The sequence below is a fragment of the Kitasatospora cineracea genome, from assembly GCF_003751605.1.
In the GTDB taxonomy this organism is placed as follows: domain Bacteria; phylum Actinomycetota; class Actinomycetes; order Streptomycetales; family Streptomycetaceae; genus Kitasatospora; species Kitasatospora cineracea.
This window is the reverse complement of record NZ_RJVJ01000002.1, coordinates 428941-445637: the sequence shown is the minus strand read 5'-3', so window position 1 is coordinate 445637 and position 16697 is coordinate 428941. Positions and strand designations below refer to the sequence as shown.

The window sequence follows — 16697 nt, the reverse complement described above, 5'->3', positions numbered from 1 at the left end:
CCGTCACCACAGCGCGTCCGCCACCCCCGCCCCCGCGAAGCACAGCGCCGTGCCGAGCAGCACCGAGACCGTCAGGTACAACCCGGACAGCGCGACCCGCCGGGTCGAGCCCAGCGTGAACACCTCGTAGGAGAAGGTCGACCAGGTCGAAAGCGCCCCGCAGAAACCGGTGTCCAGCAGCAGCTGCGCGTCGTGGTCCAGGTGGCCGCGGAGCGCCGCCCCGGTGAGGAAGCCGAGCAGCAGGCAGGCCGCCGCGTTGGCCGCCAGCGTCCCGTACGGGAACGGGCTGTGCACCCGGGACTTGACCGCCAGCCCGGTCAGGTAGCGGACCGGTGCGCCGACCAGGCCGCCCGCCGGCACGAGCAGCCAGTCAACGGCCACCGGACGCCTCCTGGTGCGCCGGGACGCCCACCGCGGCGCGGGCCGCGAACACGCCCAGCACCACCCCGGCCAGCGCCGCCGCCACCGTCAGCAGCAGGTAGGCCGCGGCGGTGCCGTAGGCGTCGTCGCGCACCAACTGCCGGACGCCGTCCGCGTAGTGGGAGAACGTGGTGAACCCGCCGAGGAAACCGGTGCCCAGCAGGGCGCCCGCCAGCCGCTTCTGCCGGGGGAAGCGCGCCGCCAGCACCGTCGTCAGGGCGCCCATCGCCAGGCAGCCCACCGCGTTGACGGCCAGCACCGGCCACGGGAACTCCGTCCCGGTGGTCGGCCACAGCCGCTCCACCCCGTAGCGGGCGCTCGCGCCGAGCGCCCCGCCCACCGCCACCGCGGCCACCACCGGCAGCTGCCGGCCCGGGGCGTGCTCGGAGTGGGCGTGGCCCGGCGGTCGGGCCGGACGGGCCCCCGCGTCGAGGTACGGATTGGTCATCGGGCTGCTCCGCGGGGCGTCGTGGGCCGATCGGGCGAAAAGGGCGAACACGTGGGGCGCCGGACCGGCCGACCGGCCGTACCGGGCTAAACAGTGACTGCCGGTCAGTTCCGGTACCTACCAGCGTATTTCACGGAAACCGGCGATCTGTGGACATTCGGGAGAGAGCGTGACGAGCGGCGCCGGGCCCGGCCTCCGACGGGCCCCGGCCCGGCAGCCGGCGGCCTACCTGGTTGCCTCGCTGCGCGGCGTCGGCCAGGTCGACCTGCAACCGCAGCCGCTCACCGGGGCGCTGATCCTCGCCGCACTGTGGGCGGCGGGCTGGCAGGTCGGCCTGTTCGCCACCCTGGGCACGCTGATCGCCACCGCCACCGCCTACGCCCTCGACGTCGACCGCGGCTCCATCGGCCAAGGGCTGCAAGGCTATTCGGGCTGCCTGACCGGCATCGCCCTGGTCGGCTCGCTCGGCCACCACCCCGCCACCTACGTCCTCACCGTGGTCGGCTGCGCGGTCACCACCGTGCTGACCGCCACCCTCGCCACCCTGCTGGCGCCCTACCGGCTGACCCCGCTGACCGCCCCGTTCTGCCTGGTCTCCGGGGTGATGGTGCTCGGCGCCCCCTCCTTCGCCCGGATCTGGCACGGCGCCCCCGCCCCCGTCGCCGACCCCACCAGCGGCGACACCGGCATCACCTTCTCCGACCTGTGGCACGCCTTCTTCACCAACGTCTCCCAGGTGTTCCTGGTGAACAGCTGGTACGTCGGCCTGATCATGCTGGCCGGACTGGCCTGCGCGGGCCTCCGGGTGCTGCTCGCCGCCGCGCTCGGCTCGGTGGCCGGCATCGTCGCGGCCTGGGCGCTCGGCGCACCCACCGCGCAGATCTCCTCGGGGATCTACGGCTACAACGCGGTCCTGGTCGGCATCGCGCTCGGCGCGGTCTTCCTGGCCGCCACCCCCTGGAACGCGGGCTACGCGCTGTTCGGCGCCGCCCTGTCCACCGGGCTGACCGCCGCGATCACCTCGCTCTTCACCCCCTTCGACGGCCACACCTTCACCTGGCCGTTCATCCTCACCACCTGGGCGCTGCTGGCCGCCGTCCCGCAACTGCCCCGGCTGCGGGCCGCCACCGCCCGAGGCCCTTCTCCGCACCCCCGTCCCCGTCCCGAGGAAGGCACCCACCGATGAACCTCGCGCCCCGCGAGCTCGACAAACTGGTCGTCTACGTGGTCGCGGACCTGGCCCGCAAGCGCCAGGGACGCGGCCTCAAGCTGAACTACAGCGAAGCCGTCGCGCTGATCACCGAAGCCATCCTGGAGGCCGCCCGGGACGGCAAGTCCGTCGCCGACTGCATGGAACTGGGCCGGCACGTGGTCGGCCCCGACGCCTGCATGGACGGGGTGCGGCAGATGCTGCCGCTGCTCCAGGTCGAGGCGTCCTTCACGGACGGCACCAAACTGGTCTCCGTGCACGACCCCATCGGCGGCTGAAGGTGCCCGGCACCCCGGTCCACGTCCTCGCCGTCTGCGGCCGCGAAGCCGGGCACGGCACCGCGCTGCGGCACCTCGCCGGGCCGGACACCACCGTGGTCACCAGCGGCCGCGAACTCCACCGGGCGCTCGCCGCCCGCCCCGCCGGGACGGACACCGCCGTCGTCCCGATGACGCTCGGCCGCGACCCGGAACTGGTCGCCGACACCGCCCGCACCGTCCGCGCCCTGCCGCCCGAACCGCACCGCACCGTCGCCGTCGCCGACCCGTTCGGGAACCCCGAGCACCTGGTCGGCTGGCTGCGGGCCGCCGCCGCCACCGTCCCCGCCGGGGCCGCGCTGCTGCTCACCGCCCCCGCCGGCGACCCCTACCAGGACGCCGAACTGCACCGGGTCGCCCACCTGGTGCGCAGCCGCGGGCGGCACCGGCTGGTGGAGGTCGCGCTGACCGGAGGCGACCCCGACCCGGCCGAGGGCGTGCGGCGCTGCGTCCTGCTCGGGGCCCGGCAGGTCGCGGTGCTGTCCGCGTCCTTCCTGCCGCCCGCCCCGCCGCCCGCCCCCGCCCGCACCACCGTGCTGGCCGCCGGGCCGCTGCTCGGCCCCGCCGCGCTGGCCGCCGTCCTCGCCGCCCGGGCCGCCACCGCCGTCCGGCGGCTGCACGACAGCGGCGAGGACGGCCTGGCGGCCGCGCTGGCCGCCGCCGGGCAGCACGGGCCCGCGCACAGCCACGGCCCCGACGGCGGCCACGACCACCACCACGGGCCCGGCCACTCCCACAGCCACGGCCCGCACGCCCGGCACACCCACCCGTCCCCGCTGACGGCGGCAAGGAGTCACCAGTGAGTTTCGGCACGTACCTGTACGGAGACGGCGACATCGAGATCAACGCCGGCCGCCGCACCCTGACCGTCACGGTCAGCAACACCGGCGACCGGGCGGTCCAGGTCGGCTCGCACTACCACTTCTTCGAGGTCAACCCGGCGCTGCGGTTCGACCGCGACCGGACGCTCGGCACGCACCTCAACATCCCGGCCGGCACCTCGGTGCGGATCGAGCCGGGCGGCACCCGCGTGGTCGAGCTGTGCGAGTACGGCGGCACCGGCCGGCTGGTCGGCTTCAGCGGCCTGCTCAACGGCAGCACGGTCTCCCACCCCGCCCGGATCGAGGCGTTCCGCCGGGCCTACGCGGACGGCTTCCAGGGCGCGGAGAACAGCTCCGGCGACCGGGGCCCCGGCGGCAAGGGGACGGACGGCACGGGGACCGGCGGCAAGAGGACGGGGGACAAGGGGGCCGGCGGCAAGGGAACCGGCGGCAAGGGAACCGGCGGCAAGGGCTCCGCGAAGAAGAAGGGCGGCAACTGACATGCCGATCATGACCCGCAAGCAGTACACCGACATGTTCGGCCCCACCGTCGGCGACCGGTTCCAACTCGCCGACACCAACCTGGTGGTGGAGGTCGAGAAGGACTACAGCGAGGGCCTGTACGGCGACGAGATCGTCTACGGCGGCGGCAAGACCATGCGCGACGGCATGGGCGCCGACCCGCAGGCCACCGCCGCCCAGGGCGCGTTGGACACCGTGATCACCAACGTGGTGGTGATCGACCCGGTGATCGGCATCGTCAAGTGCGACATCGGCATCAAGGACGGCTTCATCGCTGGCATCGGCAAGTCCGGCAACCCGCAGACCCAGGACGACGTGCACCCGAACCTGGTGGTCGGCCCCGGCACCGAGGCGATCTCCGGCGAGCACCTGATCGCCACCGCGGGCGCGATCGACACCCACGTCCACCTGATCTCCCCGCAGCAGGCCGAGCAGGCGCTCACCAACGGCATCACCACCCTGATCGGCGGCGGCACCGGCCCCTCCGACGGCACCAACGGCACCACCTGCACGCCCGGCCCGTTCAACATCGCCCGCTTCCTGCAGGCCGTCGAGGAGGTGCCGGTCAACATCGGCATCATGGGCAAGGGCAACGGCAGCCTGCCCGGCGCGCTGGACGAGCAGATCGCGGCCGGGGCCTGCGCGCTGAAGGTGCACGAGGACTGGGGCGCCACCCCCGCGGTGATCGACAACGCGCTCGCGGTGGCCGACCGGCACGACGTGCAGGTGGCGATCCACACCGACAGCCTGAACGAGTCCGGGTTCTTCGAGGACACCCGCTCGGCGATCGACGGCCGCACCATCCACACCTTCCACTCCGAGGGCGCGGGCGGCGGCCACGCCCCCGACATCCTGCGGGTCACCGGCGAGCCCAACGTGCTGCCCTCGTCCACCAACCCGACGCTGCCCTACACCGTCAACTCGGTGGACGAGCTGCTCGACATGGTGATGGTCTGCCACCACCTCAACCCGGACATCCCGGAGGACGTCTCGTTCGCCGACAGCCGGGTCCGGGCCGAGACCATCGCCGCCGAGTCGGTGCTGCACGACCTCGGCGTGATCAGCATGGTCTCCTCCGACTCGCAGGCGATGGGCCGGGTCGGCGAGTCCGTCACCCGCACCTTCCAGATCGCCCACCACTGCAAGGACCAGCGCGGCCCGCTGGACGGCGACAGCGCCCGCAACGACAACCAGCGGGTGCTGCGCTACCTGGCGAAGGTCACCATCAACCCGGCCGTCGCCACCGGCATCGCCGACCACGTCGGCTCGCTGGAGGCGGGCAAGCTCGCCGACATCGTGCTGTGGCCGATCCACTCGTTCGCCGCCAAGCCCAAGATGATCATCAAGGGCGGGATCATCTCCTGGGCCCAGATGGGCGACCCGAACGCCTCGCTGCCCACCCCCCAACCGGTGCTCTACCGGCCGATGTTCGGCCAGTTCGGCCGGGCCCAGCAGGCCACCCACGTCACCTTCATGTCGCAGGCCGGCATCGCCGCGGGCGTCCCCGAGAAGCTCGGCCTGCAGCGCACCGTGCTGCCGGTGCGCGGCACCCGGGTGATCGGCAAGCACAACATGGTGCGCAACAACGCGCTGCCGAAGGTCGAGGTCGACCCGGAGACCTTCAAGGTCACCCTGGACGGCGAGGTCGCCACCATCGAACCCGCCCGGTCGCTGCCGCTCAACCAGCTGTACTTCGTGGTGTAGCGGATGTTCCTCAGCCCGGACGACCGCCCGGCGCGCCCGTCCCCCGAGCCCCGGCCCGGGGGACTGCCCGCGCTGCTGGTCAGCCTCCAGCTCACCGACTCGGCCTTCCCCAGCGGCTTCTACACCCTCTCGCACGGCCTGGAGGGCTACGCCCAGGCCGGGGCCGTCACCCCCGACACGCTGCCCGACCTGCTCGCCGACCTGCTGCGGCACGGCGTCGGCCCGTCCGACGCCACCGCCCTCGCGCTGGCCCACCGGGCGGTGCTGGCCGGGGACGCCGACACCGTGGTCCGGGTCGACCGGCGGCTGTACGCGGGCAAGCTGAGCCGCGAGGTCCGGCAGGCGGCCACCCGCACCGGGCGGCAGCTGCTCGACCTGGCCGCGGAGGTCTTCGGACAGCCCGCGATCGCCGGGCACCTGCGGCTGGTCCGGGAGCGCCGGGCCCCCGGCTGCCAGGCCGTCGCCGCCGGGATCGTGCAGGCCGCCGCCGGCGTGCCGGTCGAACAGGCCGTGGCCGGCGACCTGTTCGCGTTCAGCGCCAGCTTCGCCGGGGCCGCGCTGCGGCTGCGGCTGACCGACCACCGCAAGGCCCAGGTGCTGCTGCGCGGCGCCGCCCCCGTCATCGAGGAGACCGTCCGGGCGGCCCTCGCCCGCCCGGAGGCCGACCTCGGCTCGACCGCCTTCGGCGCCGACATCATGTCCGGCCGCCACGAGCGGGCCGAGGCCCGGCTGTTCATGAGCTGAAACCACCACGAAGGAGACACCCGTGGACGACAACGTCCTGCGGATCGGCATCGGGGGCCCGGTGGGCTCCGGCAAGACCGCGCTGATCGAGGCGCTGGTGCCGGTGCTGATCGCCCGCGGCCACCGCCCCGCCGTGATCACCAACGACATCTACACCCAGGAGGACGCCCAGCACGTGCGCCGCACCCTGGCCGGCGTGCTCGACCCGGAACGGGTGGTCGGCGTGGAGACCGGCGCCTGCCCGCACACCGCCGTGCGCGACGACCCGACGATGAACCTGGCCGCCGGCGCCGAACTCCTCGAGCGCTTCCCCGACGTGGACACCCTGTTCTACGAGTCCGGCGGCGACAACCTCACCCTCACCTTCAGCCCGGTGCTGGTCGACGTGTTCGTGTTCGTCCTGGACACCGCCGAGGGCGAGAAGATGCCCCGCAAGCGCGGCCCCGGCATCACCGAGTCCGACCTGCTCGTCATCAACAAGATCGACATCGCCCAGTACGTTCGCACCGACATCGCCGTGATGGAGTCCGACGCCCACAAGGTCCGCGACGGCAAGCCCGTCATCCTCACCGACTCGCTCGACGGCACCGGCATCGAGGAGCTCGCCGCGTTCCTCGGCGCCCGCCGCAAGGCGCTGATCTGACCGTGGCCCCCGTGCTCCTCCGCACCGCGGAGACCGCCGCCGCCGACCGGCTCGACCCGGCGCACTGGACGGCCGGCCGCCTCCCCCCGGAAGTGGCCGGCCTGGCCGCCCGTCCCGACACCCTCGCCCCCGGCTCGCCCGCCAAGGTCGGCATCCTCGACCTCGGCTTCGCCGTCCGCGGCGGCCGCACCGAACTCGTCGAGCGGTACCAGAAGACCCCGCTGCAGATCATGCGCCCGCTGTGGATCGACCCCGCCCGGCCCGACGCCGCCCACGTCTACCTGATGGCCACCGGCGGCGGCGTCACCCAGGCCGACCGCTACCGGATCGACGTCCGCTGCGGCCCCGGCACCCGGGTCCACCTCACCACCCAGGCCGCCACCAAGGTGTTCCGGATGGAACAGGACTACGCCAGCCAACTGGTCCACCTCACCGCCGCCCCCGGCGCCTACCTCGAATACCTGCCCGACCCGCTGATCCCGTTCCGCGGCGCCCGGTTCTACCAGCGCACCGCCGTCACCGCCGCCCCCGGCTCCACCGTCGTGCTCGGCGAGACCCTCACCGCCGGCCGGCTCGCCCGCGGCGAACGGCACGACTACCGGGTGCTCGCCACCGACCTGGAGATCGCCCGCCCCGACGGCACCCTGCTCGCCGTCGACACCCTGCGGCTGGTCCCCGGCGGCGACCGGCGCACCGTCACCGGCCCCGCCGTGTTCGCCGGGCACGACCACCTCGCCACCCTGTTCGTGGTCAGCGACCTGCGCCCCGCCGCCGAGATCGCCGACACCCTGCACCGCGCCCTCGACGGCCGCGGCCTGCGCCACGGCGTCTCCACCCTGCCCGAGGACGGCGGCGCCTGGCTGCGCCTGCTCGACGACAGCCCCGTGCGCACCGCCGCCGCGCTGGCCGCCGCCTGGCGGGCCGTCCGGCTGCTGCTCACCGGCACGCCCGCGCCCGACCTGCGCAAGACCTGACCACCCGCCACCCCCGGAGGTAACCCCGTGCTCTGCGCGCCCCCGCCGATGCCCCCGGCCTACAACGCCGGCGACACGGCCTGGCTGCTGGCCTCCACCGCCATGGTCCTGCTGATGACGCCCGGACTGGCGTTCTTCTACGGCGGGATGGTCCGGCTCAAGCACGTCCTGATGATGATCAAGATGAGCTTCGCCGCGCTCGCCTTCGGCAGCCTGGTCTGGTGGGCGCTCGGCTACACCCTGGCCTTCGGACCGGACGCCGGCGGGGCCGGGATCATCGGGAACCTCGACCGGGCGTTCCTGCGCGGCGTCGAACTCGACACCCTCACCGGCGCCATCCCGACCTACATCTTCGCCACCTTCCAGATGGGCTTCGCCGTCGTCACCGTCGCCCTGATCAGCGGCTCGGTCGCCGACCGGGCCCGGATGCGCGGCTGGCTGGTGTTCGTCCCGCTGTGGCTGCTGGTGGTCTACGCGCCCACCGCGCACTGGGTGTTCGACTCCCAGGGCTGGATCCACGACCGGCTCGGCGCCCTCGACTTCGCCGGCGGCCTGCCCGTCGAACTCAGCTCCGGCGCCTCCGGCCTCGCCGTCGCGCTCGCCCTGCGCGGCCCGCGCGACTGGGCCCGGTGCGAGGAGCGGCCCAACAACATCCCGCTGGTGGTGATCGGCGTCGGACTGCTCTGGTTCGGCTGGTTCGGCTTCAACTCCGGCTCCGCGCTCAGCGACCAGGGCACCGCCGCCGCGGCCTTCCTCAACACCCAGCTCGGCGCCGCCGCCGCCATGGTCACCTGGCCGCTGGTCGAGAAGTGGCGCACCGGGAGGGTCAGCACCACCGGCGTGGTCTCCGCGGGCGTGGCCGGCATGGTCGCCATCACCCCCGCCTGCGGCGAGATCAATTCGCTCGGCGCCGTCGTCACCGGCCTGGTCGCCGGGGCGGTCTGCGCCTGGGCGGTCACCCTCAAGTACCGCTTCGGCGTGGACGACACCCTCGACGTGGTCGGCGTGCACGGCGTCGGCGGCCTCACCGGCCTGCTCATGGTCGGCCTGTTCGCCACCGCCCGGATCAGCGGCACCGAGGGCCTGTTCTACGGCGGCGGCTGGAGCCTGTTCGGCAAGCAGGCGCTCGCCGTCCTCGCGGTCGCCGCGTTCTCCTTCACCCTGACCCGGCTGCTCGCCGAACTGGTCGAGGCGGTGGTCGGGTTCCGGGCCGCCGCCGAGTACCAGCACGTCCCCGGCGAGGAGACCGAGACCGCCTACGACACCCTCACCGCCGAACGGCTCGGCGAACTCGTCGGCAGCGGCGCCGCCCGCAGCGACAGCGAACTCGTCCGCCGGATCGCCGAGTTGATCAGGGCCCGGCGCGAGGACGGGAACTGACCGGCCGCACCCGGTACGGTGCGTGGACCGCGGCGGACGACCGGCCCCGGACGCACGAAAGGCAGGGAGCCGAAGCTCTCCTGCCGTTATCAAACTTATACCGCAAGGGGGGCCTTGCCGCAAGGCCCCCCCGATGCCGCACAATCGCTGATCTGAACCGGGGAACCCGCGCGAACAGCACAGACGGGGCAGACCGCGAGCAGCACGCGGACGGAGCGCGGCCCACCCGGCAGCGGATCGGAGTCACCACCCATGAACCAGCCGACGACCAGCGCCTTCGACCTGCCCGAGCGGCTCGCCGCCAAGGCGGACCCGGCCCTGATCGCCGCCGACGACCGGCACTTCGCCGAGGTCGCCGACACCCTGAGCCGGGACACCGCGGAGCTGACCGCGCGCCTCGAACAGGTGCGCCGCAGCCCCGGCGGGGCCGGGCAGGCCGCGATGGACCGCGACAACGAGGTGCACCAGCTCTCCGCCCGGCTGCGCACCCTGAGCCGCTTCGGCCACGACCTGTGCCTGGGCCGGATCGTCCGCGCCGACGACCCCGAGCCGGTCTACATCGGCCGCCTCGGCCTCGCCGACGCCGACGGCCGCCGCCTGCTGGTCGACTGGCGCTCGCCCGCCGCCGAACCCTTCTTCGCCGCCACCCACGCCAACCCGATGGGCCTGGCCAGCCGCCGCCGCTACCGCTGGCAGCGCGGCCGGGTCGGCGACTACTGGGACGAGGTGTTCACCGCCGACGGCCTGGAGGGCCACGCCGCCCTGGACGACCAGTCCGCGTTCATCGCCAGCCTCGGCAGCTCCCGCTCCGAGCGGATGCGCGACGTGCTGGCCACCATCCAGGCCGACCAGGACGCCATCATCCGGGCCGGCTCGCGCGGCGCCCTGGTCGTCGACGGCGGCCCCGGCACCGGCAAGACCGTGGTCGCCCTGCACCGCACCGCCCACCTGCTGTACTCCGACCCGCGCCTGGGCCACCGCAAGGGCCGCGTCCTGTTCGTCGGCCCGCACCAGCCGTACCTGGCGTACGTCGCCGACGTGCTGCCCAGCCTCGGCGAGGAGGGCGTGCAGACCTGCACGCTGCGCGACCTGCTGCCCGAGGGCGCCGCCGTCGCCCCCGAACCCGACCCCGAGGTCGCCCGGCTGAAGGCCGCCGCCGGGATGGTGCGCGCGATCGAGAAGGCCGTCGCCGTCTACGAGGAGCCGCCCGCCGAGGGCCGCAAGCTCTCCACCGAGTGGTACGAGCTGTGGATCGACCCCCAGGACTGGTCCGAGGCGTTCGCCGCCCCCGGCCCCGGCGTCCCGCACAACGAGGCCCGCCAGCAGATCCTCGACGAACTCATCACCATCCTGCTCGACAAGAACGCCGACTCCTTCGACGACGAGGAGGACGGCATCTCGCCCGAGGTGCTGCGCCGCGAACTGCGCCGCGACCCCGAACTGCTCGGCGCGCTGCGCCGCGCCTGGCCGATCCTGGAGCCCACCGACCTGGTCGGCGACCTGTGGACCGTCCCCGCCTACCTGCGGCTGTGCGCGCCCTGGCTGAGCCGCGACGAGATCCGCACCCTGCAGCGCACCGACCCCGCCGCCTGGACGCTCGCCGACCTGCCGCTGCTGGACGCCGCCCGCCGCCGCCTCGGCGACACCGACGCCGACCGCCGCCAGCGCGCCCACCGGGCCCGGCTGGCCGCCGAGCGCGAGATGATGGACGGCGTCGTCGACCACCTGCTGAACGCCGACCACGACAGCGAGGGCGCGGTCGCCATGCTGCGCGGCGCCGACCTGCGCGAGGCGCTGATCGACCACACCGAGGCCGAACCCGTCGACCCCGACCTGCTGGCCGGGCCGTTCGCCCACATCGTGGTCGACGAGGCGCAGGAACTCACCGACGCCGAGTGGCAGATGCTGATCGCCCGCTGCCCGTCCCGCTCCTTCACCATCGTCGGCGACCGGGCCCAGGCCCGGCACGGCTTCACCGAGTCGTGGACCGAACGCCTGGAGCGGGCCGGCCTGGACCGGGTCACCCTCACCTCGCTGACCGTCAACTACCGCACCCCGGAAGAGGTGATGGCCGAGGCCGAGCCGGTGATCCGGGCCGCCCTGCCCGACGCCAACGTCCCCACCTCGATCCGCCGCAGCGGCCTGCCCGTCCACCACGGCGCCCGCGCCGAACGCGACGCGCTGCTGGACGCCTGGCTGGCCGAGCACCCCGAGGGCACCGCCTGCGTGATCGGCGACCCGTCCTTCCTCGGCGGGGGCCGGGTCCGCTCGCTCAGCCCCGAACTGGTCAAGGGCCTCGAGTTCGACCTGGTGGTGATCGTCGACCCGGAGGCGTTCGGCGACGGCATCGAGGGCGCCGTCGACCGCTACGTGGCGATGACCCGCGCCACCGGGCAGCTCGCGGTCCTGCGCTGACCGCCCCCGCGGGGCCGCCCCGGCGAACCCGCCGCGGGCGGCCCGCACTTCGCGCATACTCGACCGCATGACCGAGGAACCGGCGACCGACCACGCCCGCCACTACCCCGACCTGGTGCGGGCCGGATCGCTGCGCGCCGCGCTCGGGACGGCCCTGCCGCCGGACACGCCCGACCGCCACCCGGACTCGGTGCGGGCCGAGGCGGGCGAGCGGGGGGTGTCGGTGGTGGCGGTCGCCGGGGAACGCGGCTTCCGGGTCCGGTGCTGGGCCCGGACGATCCACATGGCCGGCGGCACCACCGACGACCTGGCGGCGGCGGCCGGGGCGGTGGAGCAGTGGCTGCGGCCGGGTCCGGTGCGCGAACTCACCGACCGGTGGCCCTTCCTGACGGCCGGGAGCCTCGCCGAGGGGTACGAGTGCGGCGACCCCGTCCCGGCCCGCTGGGCGCAGCTGCGGGCCTCCCGGATCCGGCTCCGGCACGCCGACGAACTGCACGCGTTCATCGAGGCCGCCCACGCCGAACCGCGGCTGCGGGCGCTCTCCCCGGGCATGTCGATGTTCTGGGTGACGTTCAGCCGCCGGGCCGAACCGCCGCTCTGCCGCGACCTCCCGATGGTCGGCGCGCTCGGCGGCGGCCGCTACGAGATCCGGCACGGCGCGGGCCGCCGGGAGGTCCGCGAGGCGGACGGCCTCGCGGCCACCCTCGCCGCCGTCCTCGACCTGCTGCCCGCGGACGCGGTGCCCGCGCCCTGCCCCCCGATGATCTGAGCCCCCGTGCACAAGCCCCACCTGGACGCGGAGCTGGCCGCGGCGCTGGCCGCCCGGGGCGGCGTGCCCGCCCCGCTGACGCCCGAGGACCTGACGCAGTGGCAGCGGCACGACGCCGCCCGGCGGCCCCGCCCGACCCTGCGGCAACTCGCCGACGGCGGACGGTTCGCGGCCGCCGAGCACGACGCCGACGGCGTCCCGGTCGTCCACGGCCGCCCGGCCGCGGCGGCCGGAGTGCTCCCGGCCCTGCTCTACCTGCACGGCGGCGGGCTGATCGGCGGCAACGCGCACGCCGTCCTGCCGCGGGTGCTGCGCGAGCTGGCCGAGCCGCTCGGCCTGGCCGTGCTCTCCGTCGAGTACCCGCTCGCCCCCGCCGCCCGCTACCCGGCCCCGCTGCACGCCTGCCGCACCGCCCTGCGCTGGGCGGCCGCGCACGCCGGACGGCTGCGGATCGACCCGGACCGGATCGTGCTGGCCGGCAAGAGCGCCGGCGGCGGCCTGGCCGCCGCACTCGCCCTGCTGCTGCGCGACGAGGGCGGGCCGGTGCCGGCCGGCCAACTGCTGCTCAGCCCGATGCTGGACGACCGGGGCGCCACCGCCTCCGCCCGGCAGGCCGCCGGGCACGACACCTGGGACGCCGTCTCCAACGCCACCGCCTGGCGGGCCGCCCTCGGCCCGCTGCACGGCACCCCCGACCTCCCGCCGCACGCCGCCCCCGCCCGGGCCCACGACCTCTCCGGCCTGCCGCCCGCCTACCTGGAGGTCGGCTCCGCCGAGACCTTCCGCGACGAGGTCACCGCCTACGCCGACATCCTGTGGCGCAGCGGCGCCCACGCCGAACTGCACGTCTGGCCCGGCGCCCCGCACGGCTTCGACACCCTGGCCCCCGGAGCCGCCGTCAGCCGGACGGCGCTCGCGGCCCGCCGGGACTGGCTGCGGCGGCTGTTCAGCTAGCCGGCAGCCGGGTGCCGGTCCAGCCGGTGTCCGTCCAGCCGGTGGCGGTGCGGGTGTGGCGGCGGCGCAGGTGATGCCGGTCCGGGGCGGCCTGCCAGAACTCGGCCTCGGCGGCGTGCAGGGCGTAGCAGCGCAGGTCGGGCGAGGGGGTGGCGCAGCCGGGGGAGGGGCGGACCGGGCCGCGCAGGCGGACCTGGCGGCCGCGGGCCGGCCAGTAGACGGTCAGTGCGGCGTCCGGGCGGGCGGCGAACTGGCGGGCCTTGGGGGAATCGGGTTCGGTCCAGAAGTGCCAGGCCGCGGCGGCGGGTTCGACGTCCCGCAGGACGAGCACCCGGGCGTCCGGGCGCCCCTCGGCATCCACCGTGGCCAGCGTCAGCACCTGCGCGTCCGGGACGCCCGCGGCCAGCGCGTCCAGCAGCCAGGCGGTGAACAGCTCGGCCGGGCCGGCGGGCGCGTGGTCCGGCGCCGGGTAGGCGGGCGCGGCCAGCACCGGGTGCGCGACCAGCGCGCGGACGAGGGGGGTGGGCGAGTCGGTCACGGGGTCTCCGGGGGCGGGGCGTCGGGCGGTGGCGGGGCGTCGGGCGTTGGCGGGGCGTCGGGCGGCATCAGCACGCTGATCCGGTAGGTCGTCGGGTGGGTGAGCCGCCCGCAGAACGTGTCCAGCCGCAGGCGTTCCGCGTCGTGGGTGCGCTCGGCCCGCAGTCGGCGGACGTACGCCGTGAACTCGGCGTAGTCCTGCGTCGAGTACAGCGGGTGCCACTGCCAGCCCTCGTACTGCGCGGCCTGGCGCCGTTGCGCTGCTTCCTGCCTGCGTTTGCGTCTGTGCTGACCGGGCATGGGGTCCAGCCTGACGGTTCGCGGGGCGGCGGGACAAGCGGGTTCGCGGAGGGGGGTGTCACCCGATCGGGCGGCTTATTAGACTCGATGTTGATAAGAGTGGTCGAAACCCTTGTCCGACCCGCTACCCGCGAGTAGTTTGCCGGTGTGCCCGCCGGGCCCCCACCCCGGTCCGCCCCCTCGTCCGCCGCGTGTCAGGAGGCACCCATGCCCCGCCCCACCCCGCCCGTCACCGTGCACGACAGCCTGGTGCTCGAACCGCGCGACGTGCACTTCGACTGGTCCGAGCTGCCCCTGCACTGGATCCCCGACGAGCCGATGGCCACCCACACCATCAACGTGCTGCACCTGCTGCTGCCCGAGGGCGAGCGGTGGTTCGTCAAGGTGTTCAAGGAGGCGCTGCCGCTGATCCGCGACGAACAGCTGCGCGAAGAGGTGCTCGGCTTCATCGGGCAGGAGGCCATCCACGCCGAGGCCCACCAGGAAGTCCTCGACCACCTGCTCGGCCAGGGCCTCGACCCGCGCCCCTACGTCCGGCAGATCAGCTGGCTCTTCCACCGCGTCCTCGGCGACAAGCCCGGCCTGACCGCCCGTAGGCGCCGCGAGAACGTCATCGAACGCGTCGCCTTCGTCGCCGCGATCGAGCACTTCACCGCCTTCCTCGGCAACTGGGCCCTCAACTCGCCCGGCCTCGACCGTGCCAAGGCCGACCCCACCATGCTCGACCTGCTGCGCTGGCACGGCGCCGAGGAAGTCGAACACCGCAGCGTCGCCTACGACCTGATGCGCCACCTCGACCCCGGCTACCTGCGCCGCGTCCGCGGCATGTTCGTCTCCGGCCCGCTCCTGGTCCACCTCTGGATCCGCGGCACCCGCTTCATGCTCGCCGCCGACCCCACCCTGGACGGCCGCCTCGCCCCCACCTGGCGCGACGCCCAGCGCGCCGCCCGCCGCGGCCTCCTCCCCGAACCCGCCCGCTTCCTGCGCTCCGCCGCCAGGTACTTCAGCCCCGGCTACCACCCCACCCGCGAAGGCAGCTCCTCCCAGGCCCTCGCCTACCTCGCCAAATCCCCGGCCGCGCAGGCCGCCGCCACCCGCTGAGGGCTCCCGCGAGAGGCCGGCGCAACCCGAGAGGCTGGGGCGCGAGCGGCTGCGAAGCCAGGGGCGCGGGGAACTGCGCGCAGGGGAACGGGACTTCGGGAAGATCCGGTATCCCCCGGCCCCGAATCCTGGTCGCGGCCCCCCCGCGGAGCGTGTCACCCCCAGCGGCTCCGCCCACCTGCCACCGGCTCTCCGTCCACGGACCTTGCCCGCCTGCCGTCCCCCACCGCGCAGTTCCCCGCGCCCCCGGCTTCGCAGCCCCCGGCTTCCGCAGCCCCCGGCTTCCGCAGCCTCCAGCTTTCGTAGCCCTCCTGTCCTGCACCCCACCCTCCCTGGAGCCCGCACCCGCCATGGATCTCGAAACCCCGCCCCCCGACCTGTACGGACGCCCGCGGGCCGACCGTTTCTTCGCCCGGCTGACCGCCTTCGGCGACTGGTACAGCCCCGCGCTGGGGAGTCCAGGGCTGCGGCGGAGTCCGCGGCGGGCGGAGGCCCGGCCGGTGCCGCCGCTGTACCTGGTGGTGGTGTCGCACCGGGTGGTCGCCGAGGACGTGGTGGAGCTGCGGCTGGCCGACCCGTCCGGCGGGATGCTGCCGGGCTGGCAGCCGGGGGCGCGGATCGTGCTGACGCTGCCGTCGGGGCGCGAGCGCCACTACTCGTTGTGCGGGGACCCGGCCGACCGGCACGCCTACCGGGTCGCGGTGCGCCGGATCGCGGACGGCGGCGGCGGATCGGTGGAGATCCACGACGAACTGCACGTCGGGGTGCGGCTGCGGGTGCGCCGGCCGCGCAACGGCTTCGCGTTCTGCGGCGAGGAGAAGGTGCTGTTCCTGGCCGGCGGCATCGGCATCACTCCGCTGCTGCCGATGGCCCGGGCCGCCCAGCACGCGGGCGTCGACTGGCACCTGGTGCACACCGGCCGGACCGCCGCGGCGCTCCCGTTCACCACCGAGCTGACCGCCCTCGACCCGGCCCGGGTGACCGTCCGCACCGACGACGAGCACGGCCTGCCGGACGCCGCCGAGCTGCTGGCGCACGCGCCCCGGGGCGCTGCCGCGTACGTGTGCGGCCCGGCGCCGATGCTGCTGGCCGTGCAGCGCGCGCTGCCCGCCTCGCCCGCCGTCTCGCTGCACTTCGAACGGTTCGGGGCCGCGCCGATCCTGGACGGGCGCCCGTTCCGGATCCGGGTCGGCGACGAGACGCTGACCGTCCCGGCGGACCGCTCCGCGCTGGACGTCGCCCGCGAGGTGCGCCCGGAACTGCCGTACTCGTGCCAGCAGGGCTTCTGCGGCACCTGCGTGCTCAAGGTCGCCGCCGGGACGCCCGAGCACCGCGACCGCCGACTGACCGCCGAGCAGCGGGCCGCCGGCCTGCTGCTGCCGTGCGTGTCCCGGGCCGCCGAGGGCGAGACCCTCGTCCTGGAGGTGTGAGGTGTCGA

General features: G+C 74.8%; 18 protein-coding genes. 14 read left to right on the top strand and 4 right to left on the bottom strand.

What is annotated here, in order from left to right; all coding sequences use genetic code 11:
• Positions 1-3: 3 nt before the first annotated feature.
• Both EDD39_RS28490 and EDD39_RS28485 read right to left on the bottom strand, forming a co-directional pair.
• Positions 4-381 carry a fluoride efflux transporter FluC gene (locus tag EDD39_RS28490; RefSeq protein WP_123561567.1) on the bottom strand — a complete coding sequence of 126 codons (378 nt, stop codon included), beginning with the start codon at positions 379-381 and terminating at the stop codon, positions 4-6.
• Entirely contained in the window at positions 371-868 is a 498-nt protein-coding gene (locus EDD39_RS28485) for a fluoride efflux transporter FluC (protein WP_123561565.1), read from the bottom strand. Before EDD39_RS28485 ends, EDD39_RS28490 begins: the two co-directional genes overlap by 11 nt.
• A 169-nt stretch (positions 869-1037) precedes the next feature.
• Between EDD39_RS28485 and EDD39_RS28480 the strand changes: the two genes are divergently transcribed.
• From EDD39_RS28480 to EDD39_RS28425, 12 genes are all read left to right on the top strand, one after another.
• The gene (locus EDD39_RS28480; RefSeq protein WP_123561563.1) at positions 1038-2054 is read left to right on the top strand and encodes an urea transporter; all 1017 of its coding nucleotides are present in this window, start codon (positions 1038-1040) and stop codon (positions 2052-2054) included.
• The gene (locus tag EDD39_RS28475; RefSeq protein WP_123561561.1) at positions 2051-2356 is read left to right on the top strand and encodes an urease subunit gamma; all 306 of its coding nucleotides are present in this window, start codon (positions 2051-2053) and stop codon (positions 2354-2356) included. The genes EDD39_RS28480 and EDD39_RS28475 overlap by 4 nt, the downstream gene beginning before the upstream one ends.
• A gap of 2 nt (positions 2357-2358) precedes the next feature.
• Positions 2359-3198 carry a sirohydrochlorin chelatase family protein gene (locus tag EDD39_RS42285; RefSeq protein ID WP_123561559.1) on the top strand — a complete coding sequence of 280 codons (840 nt, stop codon included), beginning with the start codon at positions 2359-2361 and terminating at the stop codon, positions 3196-3198.
• Positions 3195-3716: an urease subunit beta gene (locus EDD39_RS28465; protein ID WP_123561557.1), complete on the top strand. Its 522-nt coding sequence runs from the start codon at positions 3195-3197 to the stop codon at positions 3714-3716. The genes EDD39_RS42285 and EDD39_RS28465 overlap by 4 nt, the downstream gene beginning before the upstream one ends.
• Position 3717: 1 nt before the next feature.
• Positions 3718-5442, top strand: coding sequence for an urease subunit alpha (ureC, locus tag EDD39_RS28460; protein WP_123561555.1), 1725 nt, complete (start codon positions 3718-3720; stop codon positions 5440-5442).
• 3 nt (positions 5443-5445) lie between these two features.
• A complete protein-coding gene (locus tag EDD39_RS28455; RefSeq protein ID WP_123561553.1) occupies positions 5446-6186 on the top strand; it encodes an urease accessory protein UreF in 741 nt (246 codons plus the stop codon).
• 22 nt (positions 6187-6208) lie between these two features.
• Positions 6209-6829: an urease accessory protein UreG gene (gene ureG / locus EDD39_RS28450; RefSeq protein ID WP_123561551.1), complete on the top strand. Its 621-nt coding sequence runs from the start codon at positions 6209-6211 to the stop codon at positions 6827-6829.
• Between the two features lie 11 nt (positions 6830-6840).
• Positions 6841-7803, top strand: a complete 963-nt coding sequence (locus tag EDD39_RS28445) for an urease accessory protein UreD (protein ID WP_123563417.1) — start codon at positions 6841-6843, stop codon at positions 7801-7803.
• 27 nt (positions 7804-7830) lie between these two features.
• The gene (locus tag EDD39_RS28440) at positions 7831-9183 is read left to right on the top strand and encodes an ammonium transporter (protein ID WP_123561549.1); all 1353 of its coding nucleotides are present in this window, start codon (positions 7831-7833) and stop codon (positions 9181-9183) included.
• 252 nt (positions 9184-9435) lie between these two features.
• On the top strand, positions 9436-11598 hold the full coding sequence (helR, locus tag EDD39_RS28435) for an RNA polymerase recycling motor ATPase HelR (protein WP_123561547.1): 2163 nt from the start codon (positions 9436-9438) through the stop codon (positions 11596-11598).
• Between the two features lie 67 nt (positions 11599-11665).
• Positions 11666-12367 (top strand): DUF6193 family natural product biosynthesis protein, encoded by a 702-nt coding sequence (locus EDD39_RS28430; RefSeq protein ID WP_123561545.1) that lies wholly within the window; start codon positions 11666-11668, stop codon positions 12365-12367.
• A 6-nt stretch (positions 12368-12373) separates the two neighbouring features.
• Positions 12374-13321: an alpha/beta hydrolase gene (locus EDD39_RS28425; RefSeq protein WP_244257335.1), complete on the top strand. Its 948-nt coding sequence runs from the start codon at positions 12374-12376 to the stop codon at positions 13319-13321.
• On the opposite strand, the gene EDD39_RS28420 is transcribed toward EDD39_RS28425, so the two are convergent.
• Both EDD39_RS28420 and EDD39_RS28415 read right to left on the bottom strand, forming a co-directional pair.
• Entirely contained in the window at positions 13314-13859 is a 546-nt protein-coding gene (locus EDD39_RS28420) for a pyridoxamine 5'-phosphate oxidase family protein (protein WP_123561543.1), read from the bottom strand. The two genes, EDD39_RS28425 and EDD39_RS28420, sit on opposite strands and share 8 nt — an antisense overlap.
• Positions 13856-14158 carry a hypothetical protein gene (locus EDD39_RS28415; RefSeq protein ID WP_123561541.1) on the bottom strand — a complete coding sequence of 101 codons (303 nt, stop codon included), beginning with the start codon at positions 14156-14158 and terminating at the stop codon, positions 13856-13858. Before EDD39_RS28415 ends, EDD39_RS28420 begins: the two co-directional genes overlap by 4 nt.
• 207 nt (positions 14159-14365) lie before the next feature.
• Here EDD39_RS28415 and EDD39_RS28410 point away from each other — a divergent pair, with 207 nt between their 5' ends.
• Both EDD39_RS28410 and EDD39_RS28405 read left to right on the top strand, forming a co-directional pair.
• On the top strand, positions 14366-15259 hold the full coding sequence (locus tag EDD39_RS28410) for a metal-dependent hydrolase (RefSeq protein WP_123561539.1): 894 nt from the start codon (positions 14366-14368) through the stop codon (positions 15257-15259).
• A 350-nt stretch (positions 15260-15609) separates the two neighbouring features.
• On the top strand, positions 15610-16689 hold the full coding sequence (locus EDD39_RS28405; protein WP_123561537.1) for a PDR/VanB family oxidoreductase: 1080 nt from the start codon (positions 15610-15612) through the stop codon (positions 16687-16689).
• Positions 16690-16697 lie beyond the last annotated feature (8 nt).

Excerpts from the sequence above, each read along its gene's own strand:
- EDD39_RS28485 (WP_123561565.1), bottom strand. The coding sequence starts at position 868 with ATGACCAATCCGTACCTCGACGCGGGGGCCCGTCCGGCCCGACCGCCG.
- EDD39_RS28475 (WP_123561561.1), top strand. The coding sequence starts at position 2,051 with ATGAACCTCGCGCCCCGCGAGCTCGACAAACTGGTCGTCTACGTGGTC.
- ureC (WP_123561555.1), top strand. The coding sequence starts at position 3,718 with ATGCCGATCATGACCCGCAAGCAGTACACCGACATGTTCGGCCCCACC.
- EDD39_RS28455 (WP_123561553.1), top strand. The coding sequence starts at position 5,446 with ATGTTCCTCAGCCCGGACGACCGCCCGGCGCGCCCGTCCCCCGAGCCC.
- helR (WP_123561547.1), top strand. The coding sequence starts at position 9,436 with ATGAACCAGCCGACGACCAGCGCCTTCGACCTGCCCGAGCGGCTCGCC.
- EDD39_RS28430 (WP_123561545.1), top strand. The coding sequence starts at position 11,666 with ATGACCGAGGAACCGGCGACCGACCACGCCCGCCACTACCCCGACCTG.
- EDD39_RS28415 (WP_123561541.1), bottom strand. The coding sequence starts at position 14,158 with ATGCCCGGTCAGCACAGACGCAAACGCAGGCAGGAAGCAGCGCAACGG.
- EDD39_RS28410 (WP_123561539.1), top strand. The coding sequence starts at position 14,366 with ATGCCCCGCCCCACCCCGCCCGTCACCGTGCACGACAGCCTGGTGCTC.
- EDD39_RS28405 (WP_123561537.1), top strand. The coding sequence starts at position 15,610 with ATGGATCTCGAAACCCCGCCCCCCGACCTGTACGGACGCCCGCGGGCC.